13 protein-coding genes are annotated in these 17,516 nt (G+C 63.7%); 7 read left to right on the top strand and 6 right to left on the bottom strand.

What is annotated here, in order from left to right:
• Window positions 1-126: 126 nt before the first annotated feature.
• The 4 genes from GEV38_RS04075 (at window position 127) to GEV38_RS04060 (ending at window position 3,680) form a co-directional block, all read left to right on the top strand.
• The gene (locus tag GEV38_RS04075; protein ID WP_003256313.1) at window positions 127-615 is read left to right on the top strand and encodes a DUF3015 domain-containing protein; all 489 of its coding nucleotides are present in this window, start codon (window positions 127-129) and stop codon (window positions 613-615) included.
• A 74-nt stretch (window positions 616-689) separates the two neighbouring features.
• Entirely contained in the window at window positions 690-2,543 is a 1,854-nt protein-coding gene (locus GEV38_RS04070; RefSeq protein ID WP_054572301.1) for a DUF4105 domain-containing protein, read from the top strand.
• A 215-nt stretch (window positions 2,544-2,758) separates the two neighbouring features.
• On the top strand, window positions 2,759-3,115 hold the full coding sequence (locus tag GEV38_RS04065) for a hypothetical protein (protein ID WP_013970815.1): 357 nt from the start codon (window positions 2,759-2,761) through the stop codon (window positions 3,113-3,115).
• A gap of 67 nt (window positions 3,116-3,182) precedes the next feature.
• The gene (locus tag GEV38_RS04060) at window positions 3,183-3,680 is read left to right on the top strand and encodes a GreA/GreB family elongation factor (RefSeq protein WP_015268895.1); all 498 of its coding nucleotides are present in this window, start codon (window positions 3,183-3,185) and stop codon (window positions 3,678-3,680) included.
• A 139-nt stretch (window positions 3,681-3,819) separates the two neighbouring features.
• Here GEV38_RS04060 and gdhA read toward each other — a convergent pair whose 3' ends face one another.
• The 3 genes from gdhA to GEV38_RS04045 all read right to left on the bottom strand — a co-directional run bounded on the left by gdhA (window position 3,820) and on the right by GEV38_RS04045 (window position 7,771).
• A complete protein-coding gene (gdhA, locus tag GEV38_RS04055) occupies window positions 3,820-5,160 on the bottom strand; it encodes an NADP-specific glutamate dehydrogenase (protein WP_015268894.1) in 1,341 nt (446 codons plus the stop codon).
• Window positions 5,161-5,474: 314 nt separating this feature from the next.
• On the bottom strand, window positions 5,475-7,142 hold the full coding sequence (gene ettA / locus GEV38_RS04050) for an energy-dependent translational throttle protein EttA (protein WP_015268893.1): 1,668 nt from the start codon (window positions 7,140-7,142) through the stop codon (window positions 5,475-5,477).
• Between the two features lie 227 nt (window positions 7,143-7,369).
• Window positions 7,370-7,771: a hypothetical protein gene (locus tag GEV38_RS04045; RefSeq protein ID WP_054572300.1), complete on the bottom strand. Its 402-nt coding sequence runs from the start codon at window positions 7,769-7,771 to the stop codon at window positions 7,370-7,372.
• A 248-nt stretch (window positions 7,772-8,019) separates the two neighbouring features.
• Between GEV38_RS04045 and GEV38_RS04040 the strand changes: the two genes are divergently transcribed.
• The 3 genes from GEV38_RS04040 to GEV38_RS04030 all read left to right on the top strand — a co-directional run bounded on the left by GEV38_RS04040 (window position 8,020) and on the right by GEV38_RS04030 (window position 14,592).
• Window positions 8,020-11,850, top strand: a complete 3,831-nt coding sequence (locus tag GEV38_RS04040; RefSeq protein WP_043935307.1) for a bifunctional diguanylate cyclase/phosphodiesterase — start codon at window positions 8,020-8,022, stop codon at window positions 11,848-11,850.
• A 341-nt stretch (window positions 11,851-12,191) separates the two neighbouring features.
• The gene (glyA, locus tag GEV38_RS04035) at window positions 12,192-13,445 is read left to right on the top strand and encodes a serine hydroxymethyltransferase (RefSeq protein WP_003256308.1); all 1,254 of its coding nucleotides are present in this window, start codon (window positions 12,192-12,194) and stop codon (window positions 13,443-13,445) included.
• A gap of 193 nt (window positions 13,446-13,638) precedes the next feature.
• Window positions 13,639-14,592 carry an arsenic resistance protein gene (locus GEV38_RS04030; protein WP_054572299.1) on the top strand — a complete coding sequence of 318 codons (954 nt, stop codon included), beginning with the start codon at window positions 13,639-13,641 and terminating at the stop codon, window positions 14,590-14,592.
• A gap of 23 nt (window positions 14,593-14,615) precedes the next feature.
• Here GEV38_RS04030 and GEV38_RS04025 read toward each other — a convergent pair whose 3' ends face one another.
• From GEV38_RS04025 to GEV38_RS04015, 3 genes are read right to left on the bottom strand one after another with little or no spacing between them, the layout of a single operon-like run.
• The gene (locus GEV38_RS04025) at window positions 14,616-14,939 is read right to left on the bottom strand and encodes a RidA family protein (protein ID WP_052329203.1); all 324 of its coding nucleotides are present in this window, start codon (window positions 14,937-14,939) and stop codon (window positions 14,616-14,618) included.
• 44 nt (window positions 14,940-14,983) lie between these two features.
• The gene (locus GEV38_RS04020) at window positions 14,984-16,402 is read right to left on the bottom strand and encodes an aldehyde dehydrogenase family protein (RefSeq protein WP_015268888.1); all 1,419 of its coding nucleotides are present in this window, start codon (window positions 16,400-16,402) and stop codon (window positions 14,984-14,986) included.
• 12 nt (window positions 16,403-16,414) lie between these two features.
• Window positions 16,415-17,458, bottom strand: coding sequence for a homoserine dehydrogenase (locus tag GEV38_RS04015; RefSeq protein ID WP_054572298.1), 1,044 nt, complete (start codon window positions 17,456-17,458; stop codon window positions 16,415-16,417).
• Between the last annotated feature and the right edge of the window lie 58 nt (window positions 17,459-17,516).

Here is a 17,516-nt window from a genome sequence, read left to right as displayed (position 1 = left end):
AACAACGCAACTCTTAGATCGTGCCTAAACTCCAAGCTGCGCGGGTGGGTGAAAAGCTTTCCCGACCTGGCAACCGAGTTGCCAGAAACCCTGACCCTTGGTTAAGTCAAATAGAGAACAAATGCTATGAAACGGATTCTTCTGGGTACTCTGTTCACCGTGGTCTCGATCAATGCCATGGCCGAAGCGCCAGGCGGCCCGAACTGCGGCTGGGGCAACATGCTGTTCGAAGGCCAGCGCGGCACTCCGGCACACTTCCTGGCTTCCACCACCAACGGCACCTCCGGTAACGCCACCTTCGGCATGACCTCCGGCACCAACGGCTGCTCGACCAAAGCGTCGCTGACCTACGGCGGCAAGTCCTGGTTCGCCATGAACGGCATGATGAATGAACTTTCCGAAGACATGGCCATGGGCCAGGGCGAAGCACTGACCACCTATGCCGTGGTTCTCGGCGTGGCCCCTGAAGACCGTGGCTACTTCGCATCGGTCACCCATCAGCACTTCAACCAGATCTTCAGCAGCGCCGACGTCACTGCCGAAACCGTCCACAGCAACACCCTGGCTGTTCTGAAGAACGACCCACGCCTGGCCAAATACGCAACCGAGGCCTGAGTGCAGCTCCTCCCGCCCCGGCCCCGGGGCGGGTTTCGCCTTTTTTCGGCATCGTTGAGAAGTAGTTGCCCGACATGCTCAAACGCTTCGTATCCCTGGCGCTGTGTGCCTGCGCCCCTGCTCATGCCGCGCCCGTGCTGGACCAAGGCCGTGTCCAGCAACTGGCCAACACCCCTTACTGGATTGCCCTGGGCCATTACGAAACCGCCAAGCTGGGTGGCTGGCGCAGCTATGTGGACGATGATGCGTTCTTCCTCGCCGAGGATGGCGCGCACCACCCCGACCAGGAACTGAAAGCCACGGTCGAAGCGCTGTACGCCCCGGCCAGCCTCGGCGACAAACATGCCCAGTGCGTATTCCCGGCGCGCACCCGCTGGCTGCGCGAACAGCTCGACTTGCAAGACTTGCCGCAACCTGACTGCCAGGAGTTCACCACCTGGTACCAGTCTATCGACCCACACAGTGCGGCGCTGATCTTCCCGGCGGCCTACCTGAACAGCCCGTCATCGATGTTCGGCCACACCTTGCTGCGCATCGACCAGTCCAACACCCGCAGCGACGACACCACGCTGCTGAGCTACGCAATCAACTTCGGCGCCTACATCGAAGGCAGCGACAACAGCATCCTGTATGCCTGGAAGGGCCTGATGGGTGGCTACCCGGGCCTGTTCGCGCTGATGCCCTACCAGGAGAAACTGTCCGAATACCGCAGCCTGGAAAACCGCGACCTGTGGGAGTACCAACTGGACCTGACCCCGGAAGAAACCGGGCGCATGGTCGAACATGTGTGGGAGCTGAAGCAGATCCAGTTCGACTACTTCTTCTTCGATGAGAACTGCTCGTACCGCCTGCTGGAGCTGCTGCAGGTGGCCCGGCCGGGCCTTGACCTGACCTCGCAGTTCCCGCTGACCGCCATCCCGACCGACACAGTGAAGGCCGTGAAGCAGTCCGGCATGGTCGCCAGCGAGACGTACCGCCCCTCTCGCGAACGTGAACTGCTGGCCCGGGCCGAGCCGCTCGATCACGACGAAAAGCGCCAGGTGCTGGCTGTAAGTGCCAACACCGGGCAACTGCAGAGCCCCGAATTCAAGGCCCTCCCCCGCCAGCGCCAGGCGCTGGTGCAGGACGCCGCGTACCGGCTGGAGCGTTACCGTGCCAATGGCCAGGAGCGCGACCCTGGGCAGGCGAAACGCAGCTTCGAACTGCTGCGGGCAATCAACAGCAACCCGCCCCTGCCCCTGCAGATCGAGCGCCCAGGCCTGCCCGAGGACGGCCATGACTCGCGCACCTGGCAGCTGGGCGTAGGCACCCGCGAAGACCGCGCCTACGCCGAGTACGGCCTGCGCATGGCCTACCACGACCTGAATGACAACGCCTATGGCTTCCCGCTGGGGGCGCAGATCGAGATCCTGCAGCTGAAGCTGCGCCAGTACGAAGGCAATGACTGGCAGGTGCAGCGCCTGGACCTGGCCACCATCCGTTCGCTGACACCGCGCAACGAGCTGCTCAAGCCCTGGTCGTGGCAGGTGGCCGGCGGGCTGGAGCGCGTGCCGGGCAAGCATGATGACGAAGTGCTGGTAAGCCATGTGAACGGCGGGGCCGGCGGCACCTGGCAACTGGCCGACGGGTTGCTGGGCTTTGCCCTGGGCACGGTGCGGGTCGAGCACCACAATGATTTTGCCCAGTTCATCGCCCCGGCGGCGGGCTTCAATGGCGGGCTGCTGTGGCGCAACGGGCTGGGCAACATGACGCTGGAGGCCAAGGGCGATTATTTCACCAATGGCGAAGTACGGCGCAGTTTGAGCCTGAACCAGCAATGGGAGATCAGCCAGAACCTGGGCCTGCGGTTGAGTGCATCGCGAGAGTTCAGCCACCTGGCCACGGCGCAGAACGAGGTGATGCTGGAGTTGAAGTGGTATCACTACTGAGGCCGCTTTGCGGCCTTTCGCGGGCATGCCCGCTCCCACAGGTACTGCACTGGCCTCGAATCCTGGGGTGATCCTGTGGGAGCGGGCGTGCCCGCGAATGGGCCAGTGAGGTCAGCAGAGCAGTGTGAACCAACCGACTCTTTGACACTGTTTTAACGGCTCCCCGACAAATCGCCACCTAGACTTTCCAGTATCAACCGGAGGGTTTTGTGGTTATGTCGCGGTACTGGTTCGGCGTGTGCATGGCGTTGTTGCTGTCTGGTTGCGAAACCACCCACGAGCAGATGGTCCACCAGGGTTATCCCCCCGCCTATGCCGATGGCTTCCAGGACGGCTGCAGCAGCGGCCGACAGGCGGCAGGGCTGATGGTCGGCGCTTTTCGCAAGGACGTGCCGCGCTACCTGCACGAGCGCCAGTACGAAAGCGGCTGGGACGACGGCTTTCGCCAGTGCCACGCCATGCAGAACAGCGAAGAACAGCGCCAGTACCACGAGCGCTTCTGGGACCAGCGCGAGCGCGACTGGGAGCAGGAAAAGGACCGCGACGCCGCACGCGCCTATCGCCACAACTGAGTCGCAAACGGACATCCCTTGAAACCGGCGGCCTGCGATGATGGTCTCCTGCAAAAGGAGGCCACGCATGAGCCGAGCATTCGTCAACGAAGACCAAGCCGCCGCCCAGGCTGATCAGCCGGTCGAGCGACGGGTCAGCGAACAACCCAACTACGTCACTGCCAGTGGCCTGCGCCAGCTGCAGGAGCGCGTGACCGAGCTGAATGCCCTGCGCAGCGAACTGCAGGCACAAGGTGAACGTGGCGACAAGCAGCGGCTGGCGGATACCGAACGGGACCTGCGCTACTTCAGCGCGCGATTGCAAAGCGCCCAGGTTGTGCCGGCGGCGACATCGCGCAGCAAGGTGCAGATTGGCAGCCGGGTGCGGTTTGTCGATGCGCAGGACCAGGAGCAAGTAGTAAGGCTGGTGGGCGAGGATGAGGCGGATGCCGGGCGGGGGTTGATAAACTGGGGTTCGCCGTTGGGGCGGGCTTTGCTCGGGGCGGGGCCAGGGGATGAGGTGGTCTGGCGGCGGCCGGTGGGGGAGCAGGTGATCGAAGTGGTTGAGGTTTTTGGTGAAGATTGAGGACCTGGGGGCTGCTTTGCAGCCCATCGCGACACAAGGCCGCTCCTACAAGGACCGCGTCATTTCTGAACATGCGCGATACCTGTAGGAGCGGCCTTGTGTCGCGAAAGGGCCGCAAAGCGGCCCCAACGGCCTCAGATCAAACCACGCCTTGCGCCAACATCGCATCAGCCACTTTCACGAAGCCCGCGATGTTCGCACCTTTGACGTAGTTGATGCTGCCATCCGCCTCTTCACCGTAATGCACGCACGCATGGTGAATCGACTGCATGATGTTGTGCAGCTTGCTGTCCACCTCACCGGCAGTCCACAGCAGGCGCATGGCGTTCTGCGACATCTCCAGGCCCGACACGGCCACGCCGCCGGCGTTGGAGGCCTTGCCCGGGGCGTACAGGATGCCGGCCTCCAGGAAGATATCCACAGCCTCCAGGGTAGTCGGCATGTTGGCGCCTTCGGCCACGCAGATGCAGCCATTGCGCAGCAAGGTGCGGGCGTCTTCGGCGTCCAGTTCGTTCTGCGTGGCACACGGCAGGGCGATGTCGCACGGCAGGCTCCACGGGGTCTGGCCCTTGCGGAACTCCAGGCCGAACTGCGCGGCCAGTTCGCTGATGCGGCCACGCTTGACGTTCTTCAGTTCCATCACCGCATCCCACTGGGCATCGGTCAGGCCAGCTTCGGCGTACAGGGTGCCTTCGGAGTCAGACAGCGAAATCACCTTGCCGCCCAGGTCCATGACCTTGCGCGCGGCATACTGGGCCACGTTACCCGAACCGGAAATCGCCACGCGGCAGCCATCGATACGCTTGTCCTGGCGCTTGAGCATTTCCTCTGCGAAGTACACGCAGCCGTAGCCGGTGGCTTCCGGACGGATCAGGCTGCCGCCGTAGGTCATGCCCTTGCCGGTCAGCACCGAAGTGAACTGGTTGGCCAGGCGCTTGTACTGGCCGAACATGAAGCCGATTTCGCGGGCACCCACGCCGATGTCACCGGCCGGGACGTCCAGGTCAGCGCCAATGTGGCGGTACAGCTCGCTCATGAACGCCTGGCAGAAACGCATGACTTCGGCGTCGCTCTTGCCTTTGGGGTCGAAGTCCGAGCCGCCTTTGCCGCCGCCCATGGGCAGCGAGGTGAGAGAGTTCTTGAACACCTGCTCGAAGGCCAGGAACTTCAGCACGCCCAGGTTGACCGACGGGTGGAAGCGCAGGCCGCCCTTGTACGGGCCGATGGCGCTGCTCATCTGGATGCGGTAGCCGCGGTTGACCTGCACCTTGCCCTGGTCATCGACCCAGGACACGCGGAACAGTACGGCGCGCTCGGGCTCGACCATACGCTCCAGAATGCCGGCCTGCAGGTAATGCGGGTTGGCCTCGAGGAATGGCCACAGGCTGCGCAGCACTTCTTCCACAGCCTGGTGGAATTCAGGTTGGGCCGGATCGCGTTGCTTCAGGCGCGCGAGGAAATTGTCGACAGATTCGATCATGGTAGACATCTCACCAAGAGGATTGGACTTATTGGTTTTTTTCAGGAATGTACCAAGAAGCAATCGCACCGGAATAGGGCGAAATGTCGTTTTTTTGAAATTATTTGGTGCGTTTTATATAAGTGTATACAAAACTCGGGGCGGCGGCGGCTTCATTCGCGGGCTCGCCCGCTCCCACAGGTTCATCACAGGCCTTGGGTTTCAGGGGCTCCTGTGGGTACGGGCATGCCCGCGAATGAAGCCAGCACCACTTCCCAGTCGGGCACAAAAATGGGGCCTCGAAGGGCCCCATTCTTGTGCATCAGAACACCGGCTTACTGGGCCAGCTTCTTGTGCCGTACACGGTGCGGCTGGGCAGCAGCATCGCCCAGGCGCTTCTTGCGGTCGGCTTCGTACTCGGTGTAGTTACCCTCGAAGAACACCACGTTCGAGTCGTCTTCGTACGCCAGGATGTGGGTAGCCACACGGTCCAGGAACCAACGGTCGTGGGAGATCACGATCGCCGCGCCCGGGAAGTCCAGCAGGGCTTCTTCCAGCGAACGCAGGGTTTCGACGTCGAGGTCGTTGGACGGTTCGTCGAGCAGCAGGACGTTACCGCCCTCCTTCAGGGTCAGGGCCAGGTGCAGGCGGCCACGCTCACCACCGGACAGGTCCTTGACGAACTTCTGCTGGTCGCCACCCTTGAAGTTGAAGCGGCCCACATAGGTACGCGACGGGATCTCGTAGTTGCCGATGCGGATCATGTCAGAGCCGTCGGAAACCTGCTGGAATACGGTCTTGCCGCCGTCCAGGTCTTCGCGGCTCTGGTCGACGCAGGCCAGCTGCACGGTTTCACCGATCTCGATGCTGCCCGAGTCCGGCTGTTCCTTGCCCATCAGCATGCGGAACAGGGTCGACTTACCGGCACCGTTACCACCGATCACACCGACGATGGCGCCTTTAGGCATGGAGAACGACAGGTTGTCGATCAGCACGCGGTCGCCGTAGCCCTTGGTGACGTTCTTGAACTCGATGACCTTGTCGCCCAGGCGCGGGCCGGCCGGGATGTAGATCTCGTTGGTTTCGCTGCGCTTCTGGAATTCCTGCGACTGCATTTCTTCAAAGCGCTGCAGACGTGCCTTGGACTTGGACTGGCGGGCCTTGGCGCCTTTGCGCACCCACTCCAGTTCCTCTTTCATGGCCTTTTCGTGGGCGCTCTGCTGCTTGGATTCCTGCGCCAGACGCTCGGACTTCGCTTCCAGCCAGCCCGAGTAGTTGCCTTCGTACGGGATACCGGCGCCGCGGTCCAGTTCCAGGATCCAGCCAGCGACGTTGTCGAGGAAGTAACGGTCGTGGGTAATGGCTACCACGGTGCCCGGGAAGTCGTGCAGGAAGCGCTCCAGCCAGGCCACCGAGTCGGCGTCCAGGTGGTTGGTCGGTTCGTCCAGCAGCAGCATGTCGGGGGCCGACAGCAGCAGGCGGCACAGGGCCACTCGGCGCTTCTCACCACCGGACAGGTGCTCGATGCGTGCATCCCAGGCCGGCAGGCGCAGGGCGTCGGCGGCAACGTCCAGCTGGCGCTCCAGGTTGTGGCCGTCAGCGGCCTGCAGGATGGCTTCCAGCTTGGCCTGCTCGGCGGCCAGCTTGTCGAAGTCGGCATCCGGTTCGGCGTAGGCAGCATAGACCTCGTCCAGGCGCGCCTGGGCGTCCTTGATCACGCTGACCGCTTCCTCGACCACTTCGCGCACCGACTTGTTCGGGTCCAGTTGCGGTTCCTGTGGCAGGTAGCCGACGTTGATGTCGGGCATCGGACGGGCTTCGCCGTCGAATTCCTTGTCGACGCCCGCCATGATCCGCAGCAGGGTCGATTTACCCGCGCCGTTCAGGCCGAGCACGCCGATCTTGGCGCCCGGGAAGAACGACAGGGAAATGTTCTTGAGAATTTCCCGCTTCGGCGGCACGACCTTGCTCAGCCGATGCATGGTGTAGACGTATTGAGCCAAAACCAAGCCCTCTAATCAGATAGGTAAAGACATCGACGATCGCCCCGGCGCGCTGGCCAGGGGGATGTATTTACGGGGTGTCATTGAACAAAGTCGACCATTCTACGCCAACGCGCGGCGTTGCATAGGAGGGGCGGATGGTGGGGGTAGGACCGGGGGGATTCTATTGCCTGTACCGGCCTCTTCGCGGCTGAAGCCGCGAAAGGGCCGGTACAGCTGCAGATGACTCAGACGTGACGCTGCTTGGCCTTGCCCCGCGGCAAGCGGCAACGGTCGCCCTGCTCGGCCAGGCGCGCGGCCCAGGCGGACTTCACGCTGAAGCCACCGCTACGAGTCGGCTGCTGCTCGGCAGCTTTTGCCGGTTTGGCGGCCGCAGGCACGCTGACAACCTTGGCCGCCGGCTTGACCTCGGCCACGGCGACTGCCGGCTCAACTGCCGCCTTGGCGGTCTTGCGCAGTTCGGCCAGCGATGGGCTCTTGCTCTTGGCGACAGCTGCCGCCTCGGGTTTGCTCAGCGAACGCTGGCAAGACTTGCAGGATACGTCCTCGGTCACGGCAGTGCTGACAAGGGTCTGACTGCTGCGCCCGCAGGCGGAATCGAGGCCATTGGAGGAAAAGTGAGTAACCAAAACCGAACATCTCCGATGCGTTGTCATTTGAAGCGGGCGCTATTCTCGCACAGGTTGCAGGGGCTTGCCGAACCACCGGGCAGGCACCACCGGTCACATCGGCTGGCACTTTGCCATAATCCTAGGCATGCTAGCCCGTTTCGGGTGTCCGGCCTTATAGTGCGCCACCGCGGTCTGGCAACCAGACACCGGCACACACCGTGCATGATCCATCCCTGCCATCGCCAGCCCAATCGCAGGATCAACGCTTGACCAATCTTACTCATCCGTCGACATTGCGTTCCGCGCCACAGGCGCCCGTGGCCTCGCTGCGCGGGTCGATCAAGGGTGCGCTGGCGCTGCTGGCCCTGATCCTGCTGGGCCTGCTGCTGTGGCAGCTGTTCGCCCAGTTCAACCATACCCAGGCCGACCTGCGCAAACAGAGCCTGGACGCCACCGCCGAACTGGCCGACCACCTGAGCCTGAACATGGCCCTCAAGGCGCAACAGGCCGTGAATGTGGTGCAGCCCTACGTCAAGGCGCCGACGCCCTCGGCCCTGCCCAGCCTCATGGGCACCCTTCGCGAGCGCCTGCCGGCCCTGCAGAGCATGGCTTGGCTGGACGCTACCGGGCAGGTGCAGGCCGACAGCCTGGCCGGCAGCCCCGACCGCCATTTGCTTGACGAGCTGCTTAGGCTGAACCAGGGCAGCCCGTACTTCTTCACCAATTCGGGCGACAACCGCACCGTCTACCTATTGCTACGCCAGGCCACCGAACAAGGCCGCGGCTACTGGCTGCTGCGCCTGTCGCCGGACTACTACCGCACCCTCACCCTCCACCTGGATGGTGCCGGCCACCCGCTGTGGCTGTTGGAAAACAGCCGCAACGGCGAGGTACTGCAAAGCCATGCGCCGGCCGTTACCAGCAACGAACCGCTGCAAAGCGTGATGCTGGCTTTCATCGACAACAGTACCTGGCAGTTGCGCGGCCTGTTCGACGCCAAGCTGGCCCAACAGAAGCTGCTGCCGGCGCTGCTCGGCAAATGCCTGCTGGTGCTGTTCTGCGCCCTGCTGCCGATGCTGGCCCTGGTCAACATGCGCCGCCGCCAACGGGCGCTGCAGGACGACCGCCGGCGCTATCAGGAAATTTTCGAAGGCACCGGCGTGGCCTTGTGTGTGCTCGACCTGTCCAGCCTGCCCGGCCAACTCGACCGTTACCACCTGCGCAACCGTGCCGCGCTCAAACACAGCCTGGCCCTGGACCCCAACCTGCGCCGCTCGCTGCTGCTGGAGCTGAAGATCACCGAGATCAACCAGGTGGCCCGCCAACTGTTGAACATCGACAGCCACGAAGGTGCCTGGCAGCGCCTGATCGATGGCACTGGCGATGGCCGCGACAGCATCGGCATGCAACTGATCGACGCGCTGATCGAGCAGCGCCCGCTGCTGGAGCTGGAGGTGCGCCTGCCGGCGCCGCTGGGTGGCGAGCTGCACCTGTGGCTGATGGCCCGCCTGCCGCAGCAGCGCCGCGACTACCAGGCGGTCATCCTCAGCATCAGCGACATCACCAGCCGCAAGCAGGTGGAGCTGTCGCTGCTGGAGCGCGAAAGCTTCTGGTCGGACGTGGTGCGCACCGTGCCCGACCAGTTGTATGTGCAGGACGTGCTCAGCCAGCGCATGATCTTCAGCAACCGCCACCTCGGCCAGACCTTGGGCTACGACCGTACCGAGCTGGCGCAGATGGGCGAGCGCTTCTGGGAACTGCTGCTGCACCCCGAGGATGCCACGCACTACCAGGCGCTGCGCCAGCAACAGCGGGACAGCGGCCATGACCAGCCGCTGCACTGCCAGCTGCGTTTCCGCCACCGCGATGGCGGCTGGCGCTGCTACGACATCCGCGAACAAGTGCTGACCCGTGACGCCGACGGCCTGGTGACACGCATCATCGGCGTGGGTAAGGACGTGACGGTGCAGATCGAGGCCAGCCAGTCGCTGCGCGACAGCGAGCAGCGCTACCGCATGCTCGCCGAAAGCATCAGCGACGTGATCTTCTCCACCGACAACCTGCTCCAGCTCAACTACGTAAGCCCCTCGGTGCAAAGCGTGCTGGGCTACCAGGCCGACTGGATCTTCGCCAACGGCTGGCAGTCGATCATCGCCAACCCGTCCCAGCTCACCGGCATCTACAGCCTGATGGAGCGCGTCAGCAAGGCCATGGGCGACCCGGCCCAGCTGGCCCAGCTACGCAACCAACTGCCCACCCAGCTGTTCCTTTTCGACTGCCTGCGCGCCGATGGCCGCAAGATCCCCATCGAACTGCGCCTGGTGCTGGTGTGGGACGATGAAGAGCGCTTCGAAGGCGTGCTCGGGGTTGGCCGCGACATCAGCCAGCAACGCCGTGCCGAGAAAGACCTGCGCATGGCAGCGACGGTATTCGAGCACTCCACCTCGGCCATCCTCATCACCGACCCGGCGGGCTATATCGTCCAGGCCAACGAAGCGTTCAGCCGCGTCAGTGGCTACGCCGTCAGCGAGGTGCTCGACCAGTTGCCGGGCATGCTTACCGTCGACGAGCAGCAGGAAGGCCACCTGCGCTACGTGGTGAAGCAGCTTTACCAGCGAGGCAGCTGGGAGGGCGAAATGTGGCTCAAGCGCCGCGACGGCGACCACTACCCGGCCTGGGTCGGCATTACCGCAGTGCTGGACGACGAAGGCGACCTGGCCAGCTACGTGTGTTTCTTCACCGACATCAGCGAGCGCAAGGCCAGCGAACAGCGCATCCACCGCCTGGCCTACTACGACGCCCTCACCCACCTGCCCAACCGCACGTTGTTCCAGGACCGTCTGTACAACGCCCTGCAGCAGGCCGAGCGGCAAAAGGCCTGGGTGGTGCTGATGTTCCTCGACCTGGACCGCTTCAAACCGATCAACGACTCCCTCGGCCACGCTGCCGGCGACCGCATGCTCAAGGACATGGCCCAGCGCCTGCTGGCCTGTGTGGACAACGACGACACCGTGGCGCGCATGGGCGGCGACGAGTTCACCCTGCTGCTGCAACCGCGCGCGACCCGCGAGATGGCACTCAACCGCGCCATCCACGTGGCCGAGAACATCCTCGGCAGCCTGGTGCGGCCGTTCGTGCTGGAAAACCGCGAGTTCTTCGTTACCGCCAGTATCGGCATCGCCCTCAGCCCGCAGGACGGCAGCGAACTGAGCCAGCTGATGAAAAACGCCGACACCGCCATGTACCACGCCAAGGAGCGCGGCAAGAACAACTTCCAGTTCTACCAGGCGGAGATGAACGCCAGCGCCCTGGAACGCCTGGAGCTGGAGAGCGACCTGCGCCATGCCATGGAGCAGAACGAGTTCATCCTCTACTACCAGCCGCAGTTCAGTGGCGACGGCAAGCGCCTGACCGGCGCCGAAGCCCTGCTGCGCTGGCGCCACCCGACCCGCGGCCTGGTGCCGCCGGGCGATTTCATCCCGGTGATCGAAGAACTGGGCCTGGTGGTGGACGTGGGCGACTGGGTGCTGCGCGAGGCCAGCCGCCAGCTCAAGGCCTGGCACAAGGCCAAGGTGCGCGTGCCCAAGGTGTCGGTGAACATCTCGGCGCGGCAGTTTTCCGACGGCCAGCTGGGTACGCGCATCGCCACCATTCTGGAAGAAACCGGCCTGCCACCGGCGTGCCTGGAGCTGGAGCTGACCGAAAGCATCCTGATGCGCGAAGTGAACGAAGCCATGCAGATTCTCGCCAGCCTGAAAAACCTCGGCCTGAGCATCGCGGTGGACGACTTCGGCACCGGTTATTCGTCGCTGAACTACCTCAAGCAGTTCCCGATCGACGTGCTGAAGATCGACCGCACCTTCGTCGACGGCCTGCCCGAAGGCGAACAGGATGCGCAAATTGCCCGGGCGATCATCGCCATGGCCCACAGCCTCAACCTGGCGGTGATCGCCGAAGGGGTGGAGACCCACGAGCAGCTGGAGTTCCTGCGCGAGCATGGTTGCGACGAGGTGCAGGGCTACCTGTTCGGGCGGCCGATGCCGGCGCATCAGTTCGAGGCGCAGTTCGCCAACGAGAAGCTCTTCATGTTCCATTGACCCCGACGCCTCCTGGCGTGCGCGGACTCTGTAGGAGCGGCCTTGTGTCGCGAAAGGACCGCAACGCGGTCCCGACAATTTCGGCGGCAACGCTGCAATCGCGGGGCCGCTGCGCGCCCCTTTCGCGACACAAGGCCGCTCCTACAGGGACCGCGCCCGGCCTGAGAAGCGCACCTGTAAAAACGGACCTGCGAGTCAACTCCAGTTCCCGCCCAGCCCAGACACGGCGCGGGATGCAACGTGAAGCCCATTGGTCCGCGACTTGATGCCACTTCATATGCCAGCCGCGGATCAATCGGTTAGAATGCCCCCCCAATTCACCCCGATCCTTGAGGACCGCCATGTTCAGCCGTGATTTGACCATTGCCAAGTACGACGCCGAGCTCTTCGAAGCCATGCAGCAAGAAGCTCTGCGCCAGGAAGAGCATATCGAGCTGATCGCTTCGGAAAACTACACCAGCCCGGCAGTCATGGAGGCCCAGGGCTCGGTCCTGACCAACAAGTACGCCGAAGGCTACCCAGGCAAGCGCTACTACGGTGGTTGCGAGTACGTCGACGTCGTCGAGCAGCTGGCCATCGACCGTGCCAAGGAACTGTTCGGCGCCGACTACGCCAACGTCCAGCCGCACGCCGGCTCCCAGGCCAACGCCGCCGTCTACCTGGCCCTGCTGTCGGCCGGTGACACCATCCTGGGCATGAGCCTGGCCCACGGTGGCCACCTGACCCACGGTGCTTCGGTAAGCTCCTCGGGCAAGCTGTACAACGCCATCCAGTACGGCATCGACAGCAACGGCCTGATCGACTACGACGAAGTCGAGCGCCTGGCCGTCGAGCACAAGCCGAAGATGATCGTTGCCGGCTTCTCGGCCTACTCGCAGGTTCTGGACTTCGCCCGCTTCCGCGCCATCGCCGACAAAGTCGGTGCCTACCTGTTCGTCGACATGGCCCACGTTGCCGGCCTGGTTGCCGCTGGCGTGTACCCGAACCCTGTTCCGTTCGCCGACGTGGTCACCACCACCACCCACAAGACCCTGCGCGGCCCGCGCGGCGGCCTGATCCTCGCTCGCAAGAACGAAGAGATCGAGAAGAAGCTGAACTCCGCCGTCTTCCCTGGCGCCCAGGGTGGCCCGCTGGAGCACGTCATCGCTGCCAAGGCCATCTGCTTCAAGGAAGCCCTGCAGCCTGAGTTCAAGGCTTACCAGCAGCAGGTCGTGAAGAACGCCCAGGCCATGGCCAGCGTGTTCATCGAGCGTGGTTTCGACGTGGTTTCCGGTGGCACCCAGAACCACCTGTTCCTGCTGTCGCTGATCAAGCAGGAAATCTCCGGCAAGGACGCTGACGCCGCCCTGGGCAAAGCCTTCATCACCGTCAACAAGAACTCGGTACCGAACGACCCACGTTCCCCGTTCGTCACCTCGGGCCTTCGTTTCGGCACCCCAGCCGTTACCACCCGTGGTTTCAAGGAAGCCGAGTGCCGCGAGCTGGCTGGCTGGATCTGCGACATCCTGGCTGACCTGAACAACGAAGCGGTGATCGACGCCGTGCGTGAGAAGGTCAAGGCCATCTGCAAGAAGCTGCCGGTTTACGGCAACTGATTGGCGATTGCCTGACAGGAAAAAGCCCGGCCTAGTGCCGGGCTTTTTCGTTTTCAGGTGGCGAATCCTGTGGGAGCGGGCGTGCCCGCGAAGAAGACGACTCGGTGGATGGCACCGGCTGCGCCGGTATTCGCGGGCACGCCCGCTCCCACAGGTTATGATTGCGTTCCTCCCTTCAAGCACAGGCCCTACCTTGACCAGAGAGCAACTTGAAACCCACCAGGTCCCGATCTATTTCGTCGCCGTGCTTGCCGCCGTCACGTTCGGCCTGCTGACCAGCGACACTGCACAGCTCCTGGAGGCGCTGGTCACCCCCGCCATCGCGGTGCTGATGTACGCGATGTTCCTGCAGATCCCCTTCCTCGACTTGCGCCAGGGTCTGGGCAACCGCCGCTTCACTTCCGCCCTGCTGCTGGCCAACTTCGTCCTCGTGCCGCTACTGGTATGGGCCATCACCCGCGGGCTGGTCGAGCACCCGGCGATACTCATCGGCGCGCTGCTGGTGTTGCTGACACCGTGCATCGATTACGTGGTGGTTTTCACCCACATCGGCAAAGGCGACTCCCGCCTGACCCTGGCCGCCACCCCTGTGCTGCTGTTGGTACAACTGGCAATGCTGCCGCTCTACCTGGCCCTGATGCTGGGTGACAACAGCAGCGTGGCCATCTCCATCACCCCGTTCGTGGAAGCCTTCGTGCTACTGATCGTGCTGCCGATGGTCCTCGCCGTACTCACCAGCGCCGGCACCCGTCGCTCACGCACGGTCTCGACCTGGAACGACGCCTGGGCGTGGATGCCGGTACCGGCCATGGCTCTGGTGCTGGTGGTGGTCATCGCCTCGCAGATTGCCGTGGTACTGCGTGATTTCGACCGTTTGCTGCCGGTGATTCCGGTGTACATCGGCTTCATGCTGCTGGCGCCAGTGCTCGGGTTCGTTGCGGCGCGCTTGCTGCGCTTGCCGGTGACCGAGGCACGCTCGGTAACCTTCAGCGCCGCCACGCGCAATTCGCTGGTAGTGCTGCCGCTGGCGCTGGCGTTGCCGGAAGACATGCGCGGTTTGGCGGCGGCAGCTGTGATTACGCAGACATTGGTGGAACTGCTAGGCGAACTGGCCTACGTAAAGGCGATACCCCGGTTTGTGCGCTGACCCGGGGCGTCAGCCGCTTTGGGTCAGGAGCGCTCAGGGCACACGGCAAACACCTGCACCTCGACCAGATACCCCTCTCCCAGGTCTGCGCCTACGCAAGCCCGTGGAGGTTTCGGATACCCCTTCAACCAGGCATCGTACACCTCATTGACCAGGTCGAAGTGGCTGTAGTCGGCGATCCATAACTGAACCCGGGTCAAATGCTCCTTGTCGACGTTGGCCTCTGCCATCAGCCCATCGATCGTACCCAACGCCTGGCGCAACTGGCCCTGTACATCCTGCTGCAGGTCGTCCGCAACCACGCCTGCCGTTTCGAACAGGCCCCTGTAGCAGACCGCCAGCGACATCCGCTCGCCTTGTCCATAACGTTCGATCATCAAGGTTCCCCCTCTCAACCCATCTGGTTGAGGCAGACGACTTTGGGCTGGGTCATGTCCTCGTAGGCGAACCGCACCCCCTCGCGGCCAAGGCTTCCATATTTCGAGCCACCGAATGGCATGGCATCGAAGCGGTAGTCGGACGAGTCGTTGATCATCACGCCGCCCGCCTCGATACGCCGTGCCAGGCTCAACGCCAAGGACAGGTCTCGGGTAAACACACCAGCGTGCAAGCTGTACTCCGGGGCATTGGCCAGCGCTATGGCCTGCTCGATCTCCTCGAAGGGCGCCAGCATCACCACCGGTGCGAACACCTCTTCACGCCACAGCCGGCTGGCGTGGTCAACACCTTCCAGCACCGTCGGCGAATAGGTAGCCCCCTGGCGCTTGTGACCACAGAGCAGGCGAGCGCCGCCTTGAAGGGCCTGGTTCACGCGCTCTTCAATCTGCCGGGCCGAGCCTTCGGTGATCATCGGCCCCATGTCGGTTTCGCGCAGGCCTGGATCACCTACCACCATGGCCTGGGTCAAGGCCACGAAGCGCTGGCGGAATGCCTCATAGATGGAAGCTTCCACCAGGATGCGCTGGGTGCCGATGCAGTTCTGCCCGGCTGCCCAGAACGCGCCAGATACACAAGACTCGACAGTGGCCTCGAGGTCGCAGTCCTTCAGTACAAGCACCGGGGCGTTGCCACCCAGGTCCATGGCCAGTTTTTTCAGGCCCGCCCCCCGGGCAATCTGTTCGCCTGTGGCGAAACCGCCGGTGAAGGAAATCATCCGCACTTCACGCACGGCCACCAGGGCCTTGCCCAGTTCGGCACCGCCAGTGGCCACGGTGACGACGGCCTCTGGCAGCCCCGCGTCGACCAGGTACTGCACCAGCTTCAAGGCAGAAAGCGGGGCCAGCTCCGAGGGTTTGAGAATGACCGCATTGCCCCCGGCAATCGCTGGCCCCAACTTGTGCGCCACCAGGTTGAGCGGGTCGTTGTACGGCGTGATGGCCAGGATCAGCCCCAGCGGCTCGCGTGTGAACCAGCCCTGACGCGATTCGGAGCCTTCGTAGGCATCGAACGGCACCACCTCGCCGGCATTGCGCCGCGCTTCCTCGGCAGACAGCTTGAGCGTGTTGATGCAGCGTTTCACCTCCTTCTCGGCCTGACGCAGGGTCTTGCCCGCTTCGTCGACAATCAGGCCGGCAAAATCGGCTGCATCGCGCTCAATCAGCCGGGCCGCCTGCTCCAGGATGCTGGCGCGACGGTGCCGAGGCAGCGCGGCACTTTCGTGCACGCCCTGCCGAGCACGCACGAGCAGACCTGGCACGGCATCGGCAGCAAGGTTGGCGACGCTGCCGACCAGGCTACCGTCGAACGGGCTGTAGACATCGATCAAGGCGGGTTGCTGGACGGCTACCCGGGACACGGAAGTCAGGCTCATGAAGGTTGCTCCTCAGGCCGAGCGGCCAGCAGTGTGGATGGCGACGATATCCGACAACAGGGCGAATGCCGTTTCGACACGCCCCGCACCCGGGCCGGACACGGTTACAGCGCCCAGCAATTCGGTGTTGAACGCAACCGCATTGGTGGCACCGGAAATACCCGCCAGAGGGTGGTTGCCGGGCAACAGGCGCGCTTCGACGCTGGCACGCACCGAACCATCGGTTTCACGGCTGGCACTGCCGATCAGTTTCCAGCGCTGGCCCGCCGCCTGCGCTTGCTGGATAGCAGCGCTATCGAGGCTGCTGATCCCGCTGCAGGTCACATCATTCACCTGCAAGCAAGCGCCGAGCAGCTCGTTGGCGAGGATCACCACTTTCAGGCGTACGTCATACCCCTCCACATCGGCGCTCGGGTCCGCCTCGGCATAGCCAAGTGCTTGCGCCTGGGCCACTGCATCGGCAAAACCGAGTCCCTCTTCCATGCGCGTCAGCACATAGTTGGAGGTGCCGTTGAGGATGCCCTCGAACCCCACCAGGCCTGCACCGGCCAACGTCTGGCGCGCCATGCGCAGCACCGGCGTACCGCTCATGACCGCGCCTTCGTACTCGAACGACACACCATTGGCCTTGGCCAGGGCCTTCAGCGCCGCAGCATGCAAGGCGATCGGCCCCTTGTTGGTAGTGACCACATGCTTGCCAGCTTCCAGCGCCCAACGGCAGAAGGTTGCCGCCGGCTCACCGTCCTTGGGGTTGGTGAATGTGGCCTCGGCGATGATGTCGGCACCGGACTGCTTGATCACCGATTCGTTGAACGCTTCAGCCGAACCTTGCGGGATCTGCGCCAGCGCCCCCTTCTGAGCAGGCAGTGCAGCGAGCGTGGCCGCATCCAGGCCGTTGCGGTCGATTGCCGACCCCAGGAACAGGTCGGTCACGCCAACGATCTTCAGGCCAAAGCCCAGCTCTTGCTGCCAGCGCGCATTGCGTTCGGCGATCAGTTGGGCCAGGGCACGGTTCACACCGCCAAAGCCAACAAGTGCAATTTTGTATTCGGTCATGGTTCGCTGTCCTTTCCAGGCGGTTGGTCGATGGGGACAAGCGTAAGAGCCGTGCAAT

This window comes from Pseudomonas sp. 13159349 (genome assembly GCF_013305685.1).
Taxonomy (GTDB): Bacteria; Pseudomonadota; Gammaproteobacteria; order Pseudomonadales; family Pseudomonadaceae; genus Aquipseudomonas; species Aquipseudomonas asiatica.
This window is presented reverse-complemented; position numbering and strand designations above follow the sequence as displayed.